The sequence below is a fragment of the Streptomyces mabaensis genome, from assembly GCF_053763515.1.
In genome coordinates this window covers 45695-61594 of record NZ_JBSOPZ010000003.1, presented here as the reverse complement: position 1 = coordinate 61594, position 15900 = coordinate 45695, and the positions used below count along the sequence as shown (strand labels likewise).

18 protein-coding genes and 1 tRNA gene are annotated in these 15900 nt (G+C 70.5%); 11 read left to right on the top strand and 8 right to left on the bottom strand.

Going from position 1 to position 15900, the window contains the following annotated elements:
• Nucleotides 1-18: 18 nt before the first annotated feature.
• Complete coding sequence (locus ACWV17_RS03320; protein ID WP_455358403.1) at nt 19-1509, bottom strand: PP2C family protein-serine/threonine phosphatase; 1491 nt, start codon at nt 1507-1509, stop codon at nt 19-21.
• 517 nt (nt 1510-2026) lie between these two features.
• Between ACWV17_RS03320 and ACWV17_RS03315 the strand changes: the two genes are divergently transcribed.
• Together ACWV17_RS03315 and ACWV17_RS03310 are read left to right on the top strand one after the other, a co-directional pair.
• Nucleotides 2027-2701, top strand: a complete 675-nt coding sequence (locus ACWV17_RS03315) for a bifunctional DNA primase/polymerase (RefSeq protein WP_455358402.1) — start codon at nt 2027-2029, stop codon at nt 2699-2701.
• 348 nt (nt 2702-3049) lie between these two features.
• The gene (locus ACWV17_RS03310; protein ID WP_455358401.1) at nt 3050-3403 is read left to right on the top strand and encodes a hypothetical protein; all 354 of its coding nucleotides are present in this window, start codon (nt 3050-3052) and stop codon (nt 3401-3403) included.
• 267 nt (nt 3404-3670) lie between these two features.
• Here ACWV17_RS03310 and ACWV17_RS03305 read toward each other — a convergent pair whose 3' ends face one another.
• The 3 genes from ACWV17_RS03305 to ACWV17_RS03295 all read right to left on the bottom strand — a co-directional run bounded on the left by ACWV17_RS03305 (nt 3671) and on the right by ACWV17_RS03295 (nt 6273).
• Entirely contained in the window at nt 3671-4657 is a 987-nt protein-coding gene (locus ACWV17_RS03305; protein ID WP_455358400.1) for a DUF5926 family protein, read from the bottom strand.
• A 156-nt stretch (nt 4658-4813) separates the two neighbouring features.
• Nucleotides 4814-5416 carry an ATP-binding protein gene (locus tag ACWV17_RS03300; protein ID WP_455353035.1) on the bottom strand — a complete coding sequence of 201 codons (603 nt, stop codon included), beginning with the start codon at nt 5414-5416 and terminating at the stop codon, nt 4814-4816.
• A gap of 53 nt (nt 5417-5469) precedes the next feature.
• Entirely contained in the window at nt 5470-6273 is an 804-nt protein-coding gene (locus ACWV17_RS03295; RefSeq protein WP_455353036.1) for a glycerophosphodiester phosphodiesterase, read from the bottom strand.
• A 196-nt stretch (nt 6274-6469) separates the two neighbouring features.
• On the opposite strand from ACWV17_RS03295, the gene ACWV17_RS03290 reads away from it, so the two are divergent.
• Both ACWV17_RS03290 and ACWV17_RS03285 read left to right on the top strand, forming a co-directional pair.
• Entirely contained in the window at nt 6470-7852 is a 1383-nt protein-coding gene (locus ACWV17_RS03290) for a S1C family serine protease (RefSeq protein WP_455358399.1), read from the top strand.
• A gap of 243 nt (nt 7853-8095) precedes the next feature.
• A tRNA-Ser gene (locus tag ACWV17_RS03285) sits at nt 8096-8180 on the top strand.
• A gap of 331 nt (nt 8181-8511) precedes the next feature.
• Here ACWV17_RS03285 and ACWV17_RS03280 read toward each other — a convergent pair.
• A complete protein-coding gene (locus ACWV17_RS03280) occupies nt 8512-8775 on the bottom strand; it encodes a DUF7660 family protein (RefSeq protein WP_455358398.1) in 264 nt (87 codons plus the stop codon).
• A gap of 151 nt (nt 8776-8926) precedes the next feature.
• Here ACWV17_RS03280 and ACWV17_RS03275 point away from each other — a divergent pair, with 151 nt between their 5' ends.
• Both ACWV17_RS03275 and ACWV17_RS03270 read left to right on the top strand, forming a co-directional pair.
• Nucleotides 8927-9139 carry a hypothetical protein gene (locus ACWV17_RS03275; RefSeq protein ID WP_455358397.1) on the top strand — a complete coding sequence of 71 codons (213 nt, stop codon included), beginning with the start codon at nt 8927-8929 and terminating at the stop codon, nt 9137-9139.
• A 37-nt stretch (nt 9140-9176) separates the two neighbouring features.
• On the top strand, nt 9177-9518 hold the full coding sequence (locus ACWV17_RS03270) for a hypothetical protein (RefSeq protein ID WP_455358550.1): 342 nt from the start codon (nt 9177-9179) through the stop codon (nt 9516-9518).
• Between the two features lie 62 nt (nt 9519-9580).
• Here ACWV17_RS03270 and ACWV17_RS03265 read toward each other — a convergent pair whose 3' ends face one another.
• A complete protein-coding gene (locus tag ACWV17_RS03265; RefSeq protein ID WP_455358396.1) occupies nt 9581-10198 on the bottom strand; it encodes a hypothetical protein in 618 nt (205 codons plus the stop codon).
• A gap of 16 nt (nt 10199-10214) precedes the next feature.
• Between ACWV17_RS03265 and ACWV17_RS03260 the strand changes: the two genes are divergently transcribed.
• The 3 genes from ACWV17_RS03260 to ACWV17_RS03250 all read left to right on the top strand — a co-directional run bounded on the left by ACWV17_RS03260 (nt 10215) and on the right by ACWV17_RS03250 (nt 12862).
• On the top strand, nt 10215-10757 hold the full coding sequence (locus ACWV17_RS03260) for a DUF6368 family protein (protein ID WP_455358395.1): 543 nt from the start codon (nt 10215-10217) through the stop codon (nt 10755-10757).
• A gap of 649 nt (nt 10758-11406) precedes the next feature.
• Entirely contained in the window at nt 11407-12459 is a 1053-nt protein-coding gene (locus tag ACWV17_RS03255; RefSeq protein WP_455358394.1) for a CPBP family glutamic-type intramembrane protease, read from the top strand.
• Between the two features lie 103 nt (nt 12460-12562).
• A complete protein-coding gene (locus ACWV17_RS03250; RefSeq protein WP_455353160.1) occupies nt 12563-12862 on the top strand; it encodes a hypothetical protein in 300 nt (99 codons plus the stop codon).
• Nucleotides 12863-12895: 33 nt separating this feature from the next.
• On the opposite strand, the gene ACWV17_RS03245 is transcribed toward ACWV17_RS03250, so the two are convergent.
• Nucleotides 12896-13705: an MBL fold metallo-hydrolase gene (locus ACWV17_RS03245; RefSeq protein ID WP_455358393.1), complete on the bottom strand. Its 810-nt coding sequence runs from the start codon at nt 13703-13705 to the stop codon at nt 12896-12898.
• A 291-nt stretch (nt 13706-13996) separates the two neighbouring features.
• On the opposite strand from ACWV17_RS03245, the gene ACWV17_RS03240 reads away from it, so the two are divergent.
• Nucleotides 13997-14332: a DUF6344 domain-containing protein gene (locus ACWV17_RS03240; protein WP_455358392.1), complete on the top strand. Its 336-nt coding sequence runs from the start codon at nt 13997-13999 to the stop codon at nt 14330-14332.
• Nucleotides 14333-14393: 61 nt separating this feature from the next.
• Here the strand turns inward: ACWV17_RS03240 and ACWV17_RS03235 are convergent, their stop codons facing one another.
• Complete coding sequence (locus tag ACWV17_RS03235; RefSeq protein ID WP_455358391.1) at nt 14394-15260, bottom strand: bifunctional DNA primase/polymerase; 867 nt, start codon at nt 15258-15260, stop codon at nt 14394-14396.
• Nucleotides 15261-15575: 315 nt separating this feature from the next.
• Here ACWV17_RS03235 and ACWV17_RS03230 point away from each other — a divergent pair, with 315 nt between their 5' ends.
• Nucleotides 15576-15890 (top strand): hypothetical protein, encoded by a 315-nt coding sequence (locus tag ACWV17_RS03230; RefSeq protein WP_455358390.1) that lies wholly within the window; start codon nt 15576-15578, stop codon nt 15888-15890.
• The last annotated feature ends 10 nt before the right edge of the window (nt 15891-15900 follow it).

The following is a 15900-nucleotide window of genomic DNA, read 5'->3' as shown; positions in this document are numbered from 1 at the left end:
CCGGTGTCCTGTGAGGAATCAGTCAAAACGGGCAGCGAGCAGCACGATGTCCTCGGCCGAGCCGACCGCGTCGAGACCGTCCGGGAGCACGGTCCGCAAGACGTGGTCCGCGATCGACCCGGGGTCGTCCCGGATGGTCTTCGGCACGCTCGCGGCGGCCGCGTGCAGCCGCGCGAAGGCCCGGTCCATGGGTTCGCCGGTGCGGTGCAGCAGTCCGTCGGTGTAGAGCAGCAGCGTTTCTCCGGGCGCGGTTTCGATCTCCACGCTGGGCGCCTCCCAGCAGGACAGCATCCCCAGCGGCGCGGACAGCGAGGTCTCCACGAACTCGGTGCGCCGCTCCCCGATCAGCAGCGGCGGGGTGTGGCCCGCCCCGGCGAGCACGATCTTGCGGCAGGCCGGTTCGCAGTACGCGAAGAGCGCGGTCGCCGAGCGGGCCGGTTCGGTCAGCCGCAGCAGCAGTTCGAGGTCGGAGAGTACGGCGACCGGGTCCTCGCCCTCCATCACCGCGTACGCGCGCAGGGACGCCCGCAGCCGCCCCATCGCGGCGACCGCGCTGGGCCCGGAGCCGGTGACCGAGCCGACGGCGAGGCCGAGCGCGCCCTCGGGCAGCGGCAGCGCGTCGTACCAGTCGCCGCCGCCGAGCGGGCCGGTGCGGTGCCGGGCGGCGAGCTGCACCCCGGCGACCCGGGGGAGGCGGCTGGGCAGCAGTTCCTCGGCGACGGTGGCGACCTGGGCGCGGGCCCGTTCGAGTTCCAGGGTGCGGGCGAGGTGCTCGGTCGCGTACCGGGCGTAGAGGCCGACGAGGTGGCGCTGGCGTTCCACCGGTTCGGCCGGTTCGGCGTACAGCCATACGGCGGCGCCGAGCCGGCCCGCCGCCTCGCTCGCCAGCTGCACGGCGTAGCTGGCGGCGTATCCGAGGCGGGCCGCGACCTCGCGGTGGCGCGGGTCGAGCCCTTCCTCGCCGAGCAGGTCGGGGTGGGCGCCTTCGCCGTCCGGCAGGCCGTCCAGGATGCGGCCGTACGAGGTGGCGCTGCGCGGCACCGTCTCGATGTGGCCGAGATCGGCGTGGGCGAGGCCGAGGCCGATGGTGCTGCGGGGGCCGAGGCCGTCGGCCGGTTCGAGGACGACCAGGCCGCGGCGCGCTCCGACGAGGGCGGCCCCGGCGTGCAGCAGTTCCTTCAGTGCCTCGTCGAGGCTGCCGGTGCGGGCCAGTCGTTCGGTGAGTTCGTGCAGCGTGGTGAGGTCGGAGACCCAGCCGGCGAGGCGGTCCTGGATCAGCGCGCCCGGGGCGGGCGGGGCGTTCCGGTCCGGGGGGATGGGCGCGACAGTGTGCGCGGGGGTGGGGACGGCCGGGTCGATTCCAGCCACTTTCGGCAGATGGGGGGCGCTCATGGCCGTCGCCTTTCCGCCGGGTGCGTTCTGCTCAATAGCATCGCAAACCCCCATGTCATTCTGCGCCGCTATCAATGGATCCACATCTACACGCAGATGTGAGTCGATGTCCAGCATTGCCCAGCTGGGATTCCTGGTGTCCGTGAGGCGATATCGGCGCATCCGGCGGATCGATGAACTTGGCTGAAAAATGCACCAGGTGGGGGTCTTTTGCGATCGACTGAGGGCGTTCGACAGGGGGGAGCCTCCCAGGACGAAGTCCCGGGGGGAGCGTCATATCGAGCGTGCTGGGTACGTAATCGGTGATGGTCAGGGGCAGTTGGGACCGCCCCGGAACCTGGCGGCAGGCCCCGGCGTCCTTACCGGAGCGGGCCGCGCCCGTCCCCGAGCGGCGGGACGAGTCACCCCCGGACAGGTCCGGTGTACACGGAGCAGTAAGCGGAGCTGTAAGCGCCACGCCCGCGCCACCCCTCGCCAGGTGTTTGATGGACACAGCCCCAGGTTCGACTTCGCTCGACGTTCGACCGACCCGACGCGTTCGGCAGCGATGACGCGGAACTTTGTACGTGTAGTGAAGTGAAGCACACGCGGTGTGATGTGGCCCTCGGCGTTCAACGGAAAGGAACGAGCGCTCATGCGCGAGATCCTCGGAAGGCGACGCAGGCTCCTGTTCCGGCGAAAGGGGAAGCCTGCCCTGCTCGGCGCGGCGCTGACCTGCGCGACCGAATGGAAGTGGCCCGTACTCCCGGGTGTGGGGACGGTGCCGGCGGGCGGCCGCGGCCGTCGCTGCGCCTGCCCCGATCCCGAGTGCGCGGTCCCCGGGGCGCACCCCTTCGACCCCGGACTGCTGGCGGCCTCCACCGATGAGCGCATGGTGCGCTGGTGGTGGACCAACCGCCCGGCCGCGCCGGTGATCCTGGCCACCGGGGGCCGCGCGCCGTGCGCGGTGAGCCTGCCGGCTGCGGCGGGCGCCCGCGCCCTGGTCGAGCTCGACCGGATGGGCATGCGGCTCGGTCCCGTCGTCGCGACGCCCACGCGCTGGTCCCTGCTGGTGGCGCCGTACTCGCTGGAGCAGCTCGGCGAGCTGCTGCACGCCAAGGACTGGGTGCCCAGTTCGCTGCGCTTCCACGGCGAGGGCGGCTATCTGCCGCTGCCGCCGTCGGCGTCGGGCACCGGACAGGTCAGCTGGGAGCGGGCGCCGCTGCCCGGTTCGGCGCGGCCGTGGCTGCCGGACGTGGTGGCGGTCGTCGATGCGCTGGTCGAGGCGAGTACCAGTGCACCGGACGGCGGGAGCCGGCTCGCGTACTGAGTGGCGCTCACTCGTACGGGTGCGGGCGGGGCCGAGTTCCCGGGTAAATGGGCGCGCGGTTCGCCGGATGGCATTGTTCCGTCGCTATCTTCGGCGCACCGCCCCCGTTTTTCCGGCCGTCGACAGGTGGAACGCGCCATGAATCTCCGCATGATCGGTCTCGTGGCTGTCGTGGTGTTCACCGCCCTGTTGCCCCTGGCGGGTGCCTCGGCCGGCCCGGAGAATCGGTCCGGCTCCCGGGAATCCCGTACGGACGTACGGGGGGACGCCAAGGGGACCGCACCGGAGGCGGCGTCCGATTCAAGCCTTCTGTCCAAAATGCCGCTTTCTGGTACGAAAGAGAGCGGGATGCCGCAGACGTCCGCCCGCTGTGGTCCCGAACTCTCCTCCCCGGCGGGCGTGGAGGCGCAGACCTGTGTGCTGGCCGGGTCCACGGACACCTGGGCGCGCAGCTATTACCGCAATGCCACCGGCGAGGAACTGCTGGCCGTACTCACCCTGATGGGGCCGGGCGGGCGCACCGTGCAGATCAACTGCCCGGTCGGTGCGGAGGATCAGCCGGGTATGTGCGAGACGCCGCGCGAGGCGACCACGGGCGAGCCGGACGCGTACACGGCCGTAGCGGAATTCGCAGGTCCGAATGTGGATGATCCATTGCTGCTGCGCTCGGGCAGTAACCCGGCCTCGGCTGCGGGCGGTTGATGCCCGGAAGCGCCTGGAAACGCAGACGCCCGGTCGCTGGCGACGGGGGATGCACCAGCGACCGGGCTACTGAAACCGTAACAAGAGATCGGCGGTTCGCAAATTCGATCTCGGGCATTCGGACATTGATTTTACCGGCCATTACCGGGAGTTGTGACTGGAGTCACCAGACTGGCTGGTCGGTTTGTTCGACGCCGCCGCCCGATCGACGTCCGATTGGCGTACGACCGACGCGGCCGCCCGATCGACGTCCGGCCGACGCGGCTGTCAGCTCAGCGTCACCTGGCGGTTGGTGAGCCCGCCACGCGCCCGCCGCTCCTCCGCGGTCAGCGGAGCGTCCGTGGCGAGTGCCCCGGCCAGCCGCTCCGCGAACTCCGCGGCCGGCTTCTCCACGTCCTTCGCGCCGACCCCGGTCGGCAGGTCCCAGACCGGGACCATCAGCCCGTGCGCACGGAACGAGCCGACCAGGCGGGTGCCCTCACCGAGGCTCGACGTACCCGCGGCGTGCAGCCGGGCGAGCGCGTCCAGCAGCTGCTCCTCGGGGTGCGGCATGACCCAGCGCAGGTGGTTCTTCTCCGGGGTCTCGCACCAGTAGGCGGCGTCCACGCCCGAGAGCCGGACCGTGGGGATGGCGGCCTCGTTGGCGCGCTCCAGAGAGGCGGCGACCTCGGGTGTGGCGTTCTCCGAGTCCGGGATCCAGAACTCGAAACCGCTGTGCACGACCGGCTCGAAAGCGCCCTCCGGGTCGAGCAGGTCCTGCAGCCGCGGCCCGTCGGGCGCGACGCGCTGGGCCGCGATGGGGGTGCCGGGCTTGGCGACGAGCGCCCGCTGGAGGGTGTCCGCCAGATCGCGGCTCAGGTCACCGGAGGACGTGTCGTTCTGCAGGCCGAGCATGACGGAGCCGTCGTCGCGGCGCAGCGCGGGCCACGCCATCGGCAGGACGGTCGCCAGCGTCACCGACGGCACGTCGTCGGGGAGTGCGTCCTTCAGCGGCAGCGTGAGGGTCGCGGCGGGCACCAGCTCGCGCAGCGCGACCCAGTCGCACTCGCCCGGCAGCCCTTCGAAGGGGCGCTGGACCAGCTCGGTGACGGCGTGCGCGGCGGCCCGGCCGTGACATGCCTTGTAGCGGCGGCCCGACCCGCACGGGCAGGGCTCGCGGCCCCCCACCACCGGATAGGTCTCATCAGCGCCGCCGGCGCGGGCCCCTGTGGCGAGCTGCGGCTGCTTGGCCTTGGTCTGGCGCTTCTTGGCCATCGTGGGTGTCTCCCGAGTGCGGCTGTACTGACGGGCGCGAGCCTAGTCGCTCGTACCCGCCGGAAGCCGGAACAGGACGCCTACCGCCTCGGCCCGTCACTCCCGTCACTTCAGCCCGTCACTCCGGTTCATCACTCGGGCCATCACTTCAGCCCGTCACTCCAACTCGTCGAACGACGCCGCGAACCCGACCGCCGGCGGCGCCCCGACGCGCGTGGCGAAGTCGTCGTGCCGATGTCCCTGGCTGACGATCACCCATACCGTGACCTCACCCGCGGCACCGTCCCGTACGCCCCAGTCCTGGGCCAGCGCACTGATGATGTTCAGCCCACGGCCGCCGCGTGCGGTGACCGAGGGCGTGGCCGGAACAGGGCGGGTGGGCCCGCCTCCGTCCGTCACTTCGACCGTCAGCCGGCCTGCCGTGTCGACGCGCCACGCGGCGCGGATGTCACCGTCACCGACCTCCCGCGCGCCCAGCGGTCTGCCGTGCCGGCAGGCATTGCTGAGCAGTTCGGAAAGGATCAGAACGGCATCGTCGACGACCGATTCGGACAGCCCGCTGATACGCAACTGCTCGCGCATCCGGTGCCGCGCCTCACCCACGCCCGCAGGACCATGGGGTACGGCCATGCTCGACGACGTGGGCACTTCTTGTGCCACCACCAACGCCACCCCCGGAACCTCCTTAGCCCCACGCCACGGTGTGAATGCCCCAATGGACTGGACCGGAAACCGGCCAAGCGGAGGCCAGTGACGCACTCGTAACGATCGAATACGGACCGGATGCGCCGGGGCACACCCTGTAACACCCGCTATGGGCGGCCAAGTTGGGACAGGACCTGCCTGGGACGGTTCGTGATGATCGCCTCGATGCCGAGATCGACGCAGAGCTGGACGTCCTCCGGCTCGTTGACCGTCCAGACGTGCACCGAGTTGCCGGCGCGTTGCAGCCGCTCGACGAAGCCCGGATGGTTGCGGACGATCCGGATGCCCGGTCCGGCGATCCGTACCCCGGCGGGCAGCCGGCCGTCGCGCAGGCGCGGTGAGATGAACTGCATCAGATAGACGGTGGGGAGGTCCGGCGCCGCGGCGTGCACGCGGTGCAGCGAGCGTGCCGAGAAGCTCATGACCCGCACCGGGGAGGGCCCGCCGGGGGGCGGGGCGTCGAGGCCGAACCGCTTGAGCAGGTGGATCAGCCGCTCCTCCACCTGGCCCGCCCAGCGGGTGGGGTGCTTGGTCTCGATGGCCAGCTCGACCGGGCGGTCGGCGTCCGCGACGAGTTCGAGCAGCCGCTCCAGGGTCAGTACGGACGTCCGCTCGCGGTCGGGGTCCCAGTCGGGGGACTCCTCGCGGTCCCTCCACGAGCCGAAGTCGAGGGCGGCGAGATCGGCCAGTTCGAGGGCCGAGACGGCGCCGCGGCCGTTGGAGGTGCGGTTCACCCGGCGGTCGTGTACACAGACGAGGTGCCCGTCGGCGGTGAGCCGGACATCGCATTCGAGGGCGTCTGCGCCGTCCTCGATGGCTTTTCTGTACGCGGCCAGGGTGTGCTCGGGGGCGTCCTCGGAGGCGCCCCGGTGAGCGACGACTTGGATGGTCTGCTGCCGTGCGTGGGTCACCGCGTCATGGTGCCACCGTCCGGAGCCCCTGCGTACGGACGTCTGCGGGTCCGCGCCCCAATTGTCGGAGATAAAGGATGGCTGCCGGACTCACAGGTCCGGCTTACAGTGCATTGACGGCCCATGGGAAAGGCTGCTCTCAGACACGTGTGCAGCCGGACCGTCACTCAAGAAGCCGTGGAACGAGGAGAGAGCTGTGAACACCGAGAACGAGGGCACCGCGGTACCGGGCTCCCCCGCGGCCCCGTCCGCACCTCCTGTGCCGGTGGCCGCTCCCGCGCCCGAGCCTGCGCCCCATCCCACGCCGGCGCCCGAGCCGGCGCACGGGCCGGTGTCCGGCGGCCATGCCGCCCCGGCCGGCGGCTGGCCGCCCCCTCCGGCCACGCTCCCCTCCTACGGAGCGGGCGGCGGGGACCCCGTCTGGGGCGCCCCCCACCCGGCACCGTCCCCGGCGGGCGGCCGCAAGCGCACCGGCGGGATGGTGGCCGCGGTGCTGGCCGCGGCACTGCTCGCCGGCGGCGTCGGCGGCGGGGTCGGCTACTGGGCGGCCGAGCGCAACGACGGCGCCACCACCGACTCGACCACCGTCAGCGCACCGCAGAACCAGACGGACCTCAAGCGGGAACCGGGCTCCGTCGCCGCGCTCGCGGCCACGGCGCTGCCGAGCGTGGTGACCATTGACGCGCAGGGCGGCGAGGGCGAGGCCGGCACCGGCACGGGCTTCGTGTACGACAAGCAGGGCCACATCCTCACCAACAACCACGTGGTGGCCTCGGCGGCCGACGGCGGAGAGCTGTCCGTGACGTTCTCCAACGGCAAGAAGTACGAAGCCGAGGTGGTCGGCCGCGCCGAGGGCTACGACGTGGCCGTACTGAAGCTGAAGAACGCCTCCGGACTGGCCCCGCTGCCGCTCGGCAACTCCGACCAGGTGGCGGTCGGCGACTCGACGATCGCGATCGGCGCGCCCTTCGGCCTGTCCAACACCGTCACCACCGGCATCATCAGTGCGAAGAACCGTCCCGTCGCCTCAGGGGACGGCTCGGGCGGCGGCAACTCGTACATGAGCGCGCTGCAGACCGACGCGTCCATCAACCCGGGCAACTCCGGCGGCCCGCTGCTCGACTCGCGTGGCGCTGTCATCGGCATCAACTCGGCAATCCAGTCGGCGGGCACCGGCGGCCTGGGCGCGACCCAGTCCGGCTCCATCGGCCTCGGCTTCGCGATCCCGATCAACCAGGCGAAGAACGTCGCCGAGCAGCTGATCAAGACCGGCGAGCCGGTCTACCCGGTCATCGGCGTCTCGGTCGACATGCAGGCGCAGGGCGAGGGCGCCAAGATCTCCGAGAAGGGCAGCGGCGACGCGGCCGCCGTCACCCCGAACGGCCCGGCCGCGAAGGCGGGCCTCAGGCCGGGCGACGTGATCACCAAGCTGGACGACACGGTGATCGACAGCGGCCCGACCCTGATCAGCGAGATCTGGACGCACAAGCCGGGCGACAAGGTGAAGCTCACCTACGAGCGCGGCGGCAACACGACGACGGTGGACGTCACCCTGGGCCAGCGCGAGGGCGACAGCTGACCACTCGGCACATGCCATGAGCGCGGAAGGGGTGGGACGCCGGACAGCTCCGGCGTCCCACTCTGCATCCAGGGGGACGTTCGCCGCCCGCATTGGCACCGTCGACACGCGGCTGGTCGCCCGGCCGTATCGACTCGGCCCGCAGCGCCCCGGAGCCGGCCCGACGTCCTGTGACCCACGGGCCCACGACCGACGCGGCGGCCGGTAGGCTGTAGCCGCTCCGCCGCAGGTGGTTGGGGCGAGGGTGGGTTGCCCGAGCGGCCTAAGGGAACGGTCTTGAAAACCGTCGTGGCGCGAGTCACCGTGGGTTCAAATCCCACACCCACCGCGCAGGCAGTGCGATGCAAACGGCCCCCGATCAGCGAGATTGGTCCGGGGCCGTTCGCATGTCCGCGCGCCGTGATCGCCCGGTGTTCCCCGTGGTTCCCCGCTGGATCGGGCACGTGAGGGGCACGGATACGCTCTCCCGCTATGGCTGACGTCAAACCTACGGACCGGCAGAGCGAACTCGACAAGGGACGCATACCGCTGTGGCTCGATCCGGATGACCTTCGGTGGCTGGCGGGTCACTGCTGCTGTGGTCCGGACGCTTCGCAGGAAGATCGCGACCGTTGCGGCCGCCTTCGCTTTCGGTCGAGTGCAGCCCTCCACAAGCACGGTCATTCGTAGATGGCTGCGGCGCTCAGAGCGTGTGCGAAGAGGCTCCAGCTCCCACCAGGAGGGAACTCGCGACTGAGATTCCTGTACAGACCGGGAGAGCTGTTGATCCACGCTGCTAGCGCCTCCAGGAAGCTCTCCAGGGTCGCGTTTTCCCACTCTTCGGGCCGCTCCAGCAGATCGGATCGGAGCTGGAGAATGTGTGCTGCGAGGGCTTCTCGGCTGTCGACAGCGGCTTCTGGGAGCGGAGTGGGCTCGGTCGTCATGGCCGCAACGTAGCGTGAGGTCGGCGGAGCGGGTTTGGCCGGTGGCGTGCCCGTGCGACTCGGGCGTCTGGACCTGGCGGAGCGAACGCTGCGGGAGGCGTTGCAGCACACGGCCTTGGCGTCCGGACAGTCGCTGCGGCGAAGAGGCGCAGTGCTGACGGACCTGGCGGCCATCGGCGTCAAGCGGCGCGATCCGGAACAGGCGGTCTCGTACGGGAGGGAGGCCGTCGAACTCGCTCGCGCCTCATCTTCCGGGTACATCGCCCGTAGACTCCGAAACCCGTGCGACGAGTTCGGCCCCCTGAGCCGGGACCACCGCGTGGCGGAGCTGGGGGCGGAGATCGCCGCTCTGAGCACGCCGTGACGAGAGTGGTAGGCATGTCGCAGACGAGGATGCACGACTGTTCCGGGAAGCCTGGATCGCGGGAGTACACCAGCACTTCCCCGGCGAGCCGAAGCCCGGCTACGTCACTCCGTGGGACGACACCCCGCAGTGGGAGCGTGAGGCCGCGGGCGCCGTCTACGAGCTGGTCCGCCACTTCGTCGAGATCAGCGGCGGCACGACGGCGCGGCTGTCCCGCGAGCAGAAGAGCCGCTTCGTCGCGACGTGCTGGACGGCCCAGATGTTCAAGCACTTCGAGGACCCGAAGCCCGGCTACGTGGCCGACTGGCCCGACCTGCCGTCCTGGCAGCAGGAGACCGACGCTGACATCTTCGAGGCGATCGAGAAGTCGCTGAGCTGACTCAGGGGGGTGGACCGCCCGGTCAGTGGGCGCCTCGTCCAGGAGGAGACAGAGCAGTCCTACTACGCGTTCGACACGTCGTGCGGGAGCTCGCAGGAATCGTCCCTCATGTGAAGGCGGCAGAGGTCTTGAAGGGCGGCGGTGGGGAAGGGGTGCTGTACCCACTTCGCTCGGTAGCCATCCTCACCGTGGATCCGCAGCACTTCCTGCGCAGCTTCCACGACAGCGTGACTCAGGAGGGCGCGGGACTGCGTCGACCTCCATGCGAGCGTCCCCTCCGAGTCCGGCTTGTCGTAGCTCGTGAACCTGTCGGGGAACTTGTAGATCGCGATGCTCACGTCTGCGCCTCGGCCTCGGAGAACCCACCTGACCTCAGCGGGTTCAAGGTCGAACGAGACACGCTGGACGGTGGTGGGGCCGTAGAGACCCGCCACGCGACGAAGCAGGTCGGCGAGTGCGTCCGTGCAGTAGCTGACGAAGTGCTTCTGCTTCGAAGCGCTGTCGGCGATACGGCACGTTGCCCAACCGGAGCCGCTGAGTTCCCAACTGAACTGGAAATCACCTGTCATCTTTCGCCTCCCGTGATCGTCTGCGAAGACCGTACAGCCGAGGTCTGTGGACCCGACCGGCCTCTTGACCGCGGGCCGCCATGGGTAATCGGTGGGGGCGTGGCTCTCCACCGCATACGCTCCCTGCATGGGTGGTCCTGTGCTGGTGGTTGAGCTGTCGGAGGCGGTTCCCGCACGTGCGGTCGAACGCCTCCGTGACGTGTTGGCGGGTGTGTCCTCCAGGCTGGAGGAGAAGCGCGTCGGCGAATACGACCTCCACGTGCGGGCGGAGAGCCTGGGCATCCATGTCCCGGAGGGAGTCGACGGCGACCGGCCGCTCTTCGTCTCCCTCATGGGGCCCGGCGCGGGAGACGAGTCCATCTTCGAGGCCGAGCACGACCCAGAGGACGACCAGTCGGCCCACATCGGCTTCACTCCCACCCACGCGGTCGACGTCATCGCCGGCTGTGACCGGCCCGTCGACCACACCACCACCGCGCTCCTGACCGCTACGGTCATGGACGTGATCGGCGGCGTCGTCAACGCTGAGCTGCGCGAGGACCAGGTGCCGATCGTGACCGGCCTTCCAGGTGTGACCGTGGCGTCCGAGCATTGGCCGGCCGCATTCGGTTCGGCGGAGTTCCTGAGAGCCTGGGCCCGGCAGCCCGGCAGCCCGGCTTCCGGCTCATGAAGTAGGGCTGCGTGCACGCCCTCGTGGACCAGGTGGGGACCACATGACGGGCCCGCCGACCTAGCCGACGGGGTTGTGCGGTGGCTGAGGCGTTCTTGTCGATCAGGCCGTTCACGAAGTCGACAGCGAACGTGTGCGACTCAGGGGAGACGTCGGTGGGTTCACCTGCGTACCAGCGGAAGGTCTCCGGCTCCCGCTCAGCCGAGGCCAGCCAGTGAGCCAAGCGGTGAAGGTGGCCTTCGCTCAGCCGTACCGCTGCCCCGTGGACCCAGTCCGCCTCCGCACCTTCGTAGGTCTCCAGAGCGCGAATGGCAAGATCGGCAGACTCCGGCGCAAACGTGGATCGGCACAGATCTCGGGTGGCGGAAGAGACCGGCATGCCTCTGAGAATGGCGTTCCCTGGTCCGCCGTGCAACGGGCTGCCCGCGTTCGGTTCCGGTACTCGAGCGTGCAGGTCAGCAGGGGTGTCTCGCGGGGAGAGGCACCTCTTTTCGCTGTTCACCTCGGTGAGCCTCTGAACGCCCGCATCGTGTCAAGTCACGTTTTTCTGGGGCATGACGGGTGTCTTCCGGTTCGTGTCTTCTGATCTGCAGGGCCGCATCAAAGGGTGCGGGCCCTCAGCCAAGCCTTCGAGATCGAGGTGGAATCCATGACTACCGTCAACCACGTACGGGAAGAGGGAGCGCCCCGTTACGGCGGTCAGGCACCCTCACCGAACTCGCGCCTGATCGGCGCACCGGCCGGAACGCCCTATCACCGGCTGGCGTGGACCGAGCGTCACCGCTGGTGGCGTCCGTTGTTGGCCACGCTGGTCGCCGGGGTCGGCTGGTGGCTTCTCATGATCCCCGTGATGTCCGGACTGGTCATCGCGGCCCTGCTGGCCGGGGTCGAGCAGGGGACGGGCGACCTGCTGTTCACCGATCCGCTGTGGGACAACGCCGCATGGTTGCTCACACTCGCGCTATTCATCCCGCCAGTGCTGCTCGCCGCGCGTCTGGTGCAACGCCGGCCGGTCGGCACGCTGGCCTCGGTGACCGGACGGCTGCGCTGGCGCTGGCTACTGGTCTGCGTGGGGGTGGCCATGGCCGCGACGCTGCTCCAGTTCAGCCTGATGACCTTCTTCACCGCCGTATCCGGGGCCCCAGCTGCCGAGGCGACGTCCAGTGACTGGGCGGGCTGGCCGGCGTTCCTGACCGCCGCCGCAGTGCTCGTTCTGGTGGTGCCGTTCCAGGCGGCCGCCGAGGAGTACGTCTTCCGCGGCTGGATCCCGCAGGTCTTCGGCTGCTACCTGCGCACTCCCTGGGTCGGCATCGTCGTGGGGGGTCTGCTCTTCGCCCTCGCCCACGGGCTGGGCACACCGTGGGGCTTCGCCGACCTGATGCTGTTCAGCCTGGTACTGGGCCTGCTGGTCGTCCGTACCGGTGGCCTGGAGGCGGCTATCGCCCTGCACGTGGCCAACAACCTCTTCGTCTTCGTCTTCTCCGCCGCCTTCGTCGGCGGGCTCGGCGATGCAGCCACCACCAGTGCCGCGGACGCCCCCTGGGCGCTGCTGGCAGCCGAGGCAATCGTGTTGCCGCTGTACGCGTGGGTGGTCCTGCGTCTGAGCCGCCGGTTCCGCATCGCACGCACCGCCCCCGGGCCCACTCGCCTCGAACCCACTTGGGGCCCGGCGGAGCCTGCGGCCGTCACGCGGGACCACTGAGCGTGGGTGCTCGTCTCCGCGTGCGGTGTGCCGTCCTCCGGAGCACGCTGGTCCTGGAGCTGCGGTCGCCCGATCGGCAGCCGGCGAGGAAGGGCTGGTGGCGATGTTCGCGAGGCTGAGCACCTATCAGGGGTCACCGGTGCCCGCGGAGGGCGACCTGAGCGCGGTGTCGGAGGCGTTGGTCGAGCAGGTGCGGACGGTTCCCGGCTTCCGGGGCGTGTACTACCTGGTCGACCGGACCTCCGGGAAGGCCAAGTCGCTGACCTTGTGGGAGGACGAGCGGGCCATGCGGGCAAGTGAGGAGCTGGCCATGCACATCCGCGAGGAAGCGGCGCGACGGGAGGGCCAGCGGATCGTCTCGGTCGAGCGTTTCGAGGTGGGCTTCAGCCACTTCGAGCCGTGACGGCGTCCGAGTGGCGCCCACGGGGTGCTTGCGTCACGGGCGGGCCGCGCCCGGTTCGAAGCCGGCGAGCATCTGTTCGAGGGCCTGCTGGTCCGGGCCGACCCAGGGGTCCGCGCCGGGCGCCCTGGTGATCGTGTCGATCATCTGCGGGGCGAGGCCCACGGCGGGTGGCAGGTGGGTGCACAGCACGATCTCGGGGTCCATCACACGCAGCGGCTGGACGGTCGCCAGGTACCTGTCGGCGTCGACGTTCTGGACCCAGGGGCTGTCCACGGTCGCCCACAGCAGTTGCGCGGCGCGCAGCTCGTCCGCCGCGACGGCGCCGGCGTCAGCGCCGGCGGCGATGTCCGCGGTGGGCATGGTCGCGCCGAAGCAGTCGGAGCTGAAGCAGGCCCGCGTGCGCTCGTCGTAGAAGCCGACCGTGGCCGGGTTGTCGTAGAGGGGCGGCCGGAACGCCCGCAGCGTACGGTCGCCGATGTCCAGGGCCTGCCCGGGGTTGACCAGGCAGACGCGGTCGAGCGGCAGTGGACGCTCGCAGGACATGATTCCGGCGCCGACGAACGTCGTCACCACGCGTGCCCCGGGAGCCGCGGCGAGCAGGTCGAACAGTCCGCCGGTGTGGTCGCGGTCGGGGTGGGTGAGCCAGATCCAGCGCACGTCGGCGGGGTCGACCGCCGAGCCCAGAGTCTCCAGGAAGTCGCGGTCCGGGAGCCCGAGGCCCGTATCGACCACCACGGGCTGGGCGGCGTGCAGCACGAAGGCGTTGACCGGGAGAAAACCGAGCCCGGGCACTTCGAGGCAGTCGCCCAGAACGGTGATGGGGCCGAGCCTGTGGATGCTCATGGCGGGTCTCCGGGGGCGGGCTCTCGAGTTGCGGCGCTGCTGTTTCCAGGTTGAGCCCGGACCGCCCATGGCGCACGCGGGAAGGGGCGGGCGCTGAGGCGGCCGCGAGGCTGTCCCGGCGTATGCGGCTGCTCCATGGGTGCGGGGGGCGCGGCTGGGCCGAGCGGGTGGTGTTCATCGGAATATCGACGCACAGGCGGCGTCGCTCCGGTGTATCCCGAGATGCGTACACATCATGAGAAAGGTATGTAGATCGCTCCGCTGAAAAGTGCTCGAAAGTGAGGGACCGTCATGGCAGCGAACAAGGTCAAGACGATGTGGACCGCCTTCCTCGGCGCGCTGGTCGCGCTCTTCGCCGCGCTGGGCTTCGCGCCCAGGACCGCCGCCGCTCAGCAGCCCGCTCAGCAGCCCGTCGTCCCCGCGGCCTCGCGCCGGCGCCCCGTCCGTACGCCGGTCGCGTACGTGCCGGCGCCGCGGCGGGCCCGGTCACGGGACACGTCCCTGCCCCCCACCATCAAGCAGCGCATCCGCGCCGAGGCGCACAACGCCTCGCCCTCCGCGCGCCGGACGTCCGCCGACGGCACCGGAGCCGGGGACGCGGGACTGGCGGATCTCCAGCCCGTCTGACGAGCGTCGCAGCCAGGTATGCAGCCAGGCGTCGCAGCCAGGCGCGCGGTCAGGCCCGCGGTCAGGGCGCCGCAGTCAGGCGCGCCGCGGAGGCGATCGTGGCGCGGGCCTCGCGTTCGGAGAGGCCGGTGCGGACGGCAGCCTCGGTGAGGGAGTCCGCGAGAGTCTCGCCCAGGCCGTTCTCGTACGCACGGCAAGCCGCCCAGAACAGCCGCGTGTTGCGCTGGCCCTCGTGAGCCGCCAGCACGAACTGCACCAGGCCGTGGCCCTGTGGGGGCCGGCCGGCGGGGTGGTGGGAGCGCGGCGGAGGCGTGAGCAGGCGAAGGAGTGCGCCGGGGCAGGGTGCGGGCGCGAGATGTGAGCTGCCGGGCGCCAGCCGGTAGATGCCGTGGGTGGCGAGTGAACCCGGGCCGACCAGGTAACCGCCGGTGCCGCGGATGTCGATTCCGGGCGCGAGACGGCCGGCGGAATTCGGAACAACCACGTCCGGTGGGCCGGTGAGCCAGAGATGGCGGCCGCCGCTGGGGGTGAGGACGGTGACCGTCCGCGGGACGGTGAAGAGGTGGCGCAGGGCCAGACGCTGGAGGGCGGCGGTGCTCTCCGTGGCGTCGGGGCCGGTGGTGGTGTCGAGGTCGATACCGATGAGGTGGTGCGGAGGCCGGCCGCAGGCGATGCCGTAGCCGGTGGCCCAGGGGGCGACGCGGAACAGCGCGCGGATGACGGCGGGATCCGTGGTGGCGTCGTGGACGCCGTGACCCGGCAGGCCGCATTCGCCGCGGCAGAGCACCGGCCTGGGTTCTTCGTGGTGTGGGGAGCGGAGTGCGGGGAGCTTGGTACGGGACAGGGGGATGACGGGGAGCCCGCGCTCGGCGGCGGAGAGCGCGTGGGCGAGGGCGAGCGTGTGCGCATGGCGGTCGGTGTGAGCCATGCCCTTATTTTCGTACGTACGTTCGAAGAAAGGAAGAGGGCGGGGCTGGCGGGCGATTGGCCGAGAATGTGCCGAAACGCTTCACCCCTTGGGGGAGCCGGGCGGGACCGGCCATGTGGGCGTGAGCTGCGGCTTTATCGGCGTGTCGGGGGTTTATCGGGCATTCCTCATGCTTGCGAGGGAATCAGGGCGTCCGGGGTGGTTCGGTGGGGATTCGGTGGGCAACTCTGGACTCGCGACGTCGAACACCACGACCGAGGCGGTCGGCCAACTGCCTTGGGACACGATGCACTTCTGGTTCCTGGAGGAATTGACATGGCAAGCATCCGCACCGCCCGCATCCTCGCCGCCGCAGCAGCCCTGCCCCTCGCCGCCGCCCTGTTCACGGGCGTGGCCCAGGCCGACAACGGTGCGTTCGCGGACGACGGGTCGAACGCGAGCGTGGCGTCGATCATCGGCAGCGGCGTCGGCGGCAACAACGGAGGCAACTCGTCCACCTCGCAGCAGGTGGCGACCGGATCCGGCGCGTCCAACCAGAACAACGCCGCTCAGGTGAACGGCTCCGGCTTCACCGCGATCGACCAGTCCAACGAGAACGTGGCGGTGAACTTCAGCCCCTTCTGGTGGTAGGTACCGGCCC

Excerpts from the sequence above, each read along its gene's own strand:
- ACWV17_RS03320 (WP_455358403.1), bottom strand. The coding sequence starts at position 1,509 with ATGCTGGACATCGACTCACATCTGCGTGTAGATGTGGATCCATTGATA.
- ACWV17_RS03315 (WP_455358402.1), top strand. The coding sequence starts at position 2,027 with ATGCGCGAGATCCTCGGAAGGCGACGCAGGCTCCTGTTCCGGCGAAAG.
- ACWV17_RS03310 (WP_455358401.1), top strand. The coding sequence starts at position 3,050 with ATGCCGCAGACGTCCGCCCGCTGTGGTCCCGAACTCTCCTCCCCGGCG.
- ACWV17_RS03305 (WP_455358400.1), bottom strand. The coding sequence starts at position 4,657 with ATGGCCAAGAAGCGCCAGACCAAGGCCAAGCAGCCGCAGCTCGCCACA.
- ACWV17_RS03280 (WP_455358398.1), bottom strand. The coding sequence starts at position 8,775 with ATGACGACCGAGCCCACTCCGCTCCCAGAAGCCGCTGTCGACAGCCGA.
- ACWV17_RS03260 (WP_455358395.1), top strand. The coding sequence starts at position 10,215 with ATGGGTGGTCCTGTGCTGGTGGTTGAGCTGTCGGAGGCGGTTCCCGCA.
- ACWV17_RS03255 (WP_455358394.1), top strand. The coding sequence starts at position 11,407 with ATGACTACCGTCAACCACGTACGGGAAGAGGGAGCGCCCCGTTACGGC.
- ACWV17_RS03250 (WP_455353160.1), top strand. The coding sequence starts at position 12,563 with ATGTTCGCGAGGCTGAGCACCTATCAGGGGTCACCGGTGCCCGCGGAG.
- ACWV17_RS03245 (WP_455358393.1), bottom strand. The coding sequence starts at position 13,705 with ATGAGCATCCACAGGCTCGGCCCCATCACCGTTCTGGGCGACTGCCTC.
- ACWV17_RS03240 (WP_455358392.1), top strand. The coding sequence starts at position 13,997 with ATGGCAGCGAACAAGGTCAAGACGATGTGGACCGCCTTCCTCGGCGCG.
- ACWV17_RS03235 (WP_455358391.1), bottom strand. The coding sequence starts at position 15,260 with ATGGCTCACACCGACCGCCATGCGCACACGCTCGCCCTCGCCCACGCG.
- ACWV17_RS03230 (WP_455358390.1), top strand. The coding sequence starts at position 15,576 with ATGGCAAGCATCCGCACCGCCCGCATCCTCGCCGCCGCAGCAGCCCTG.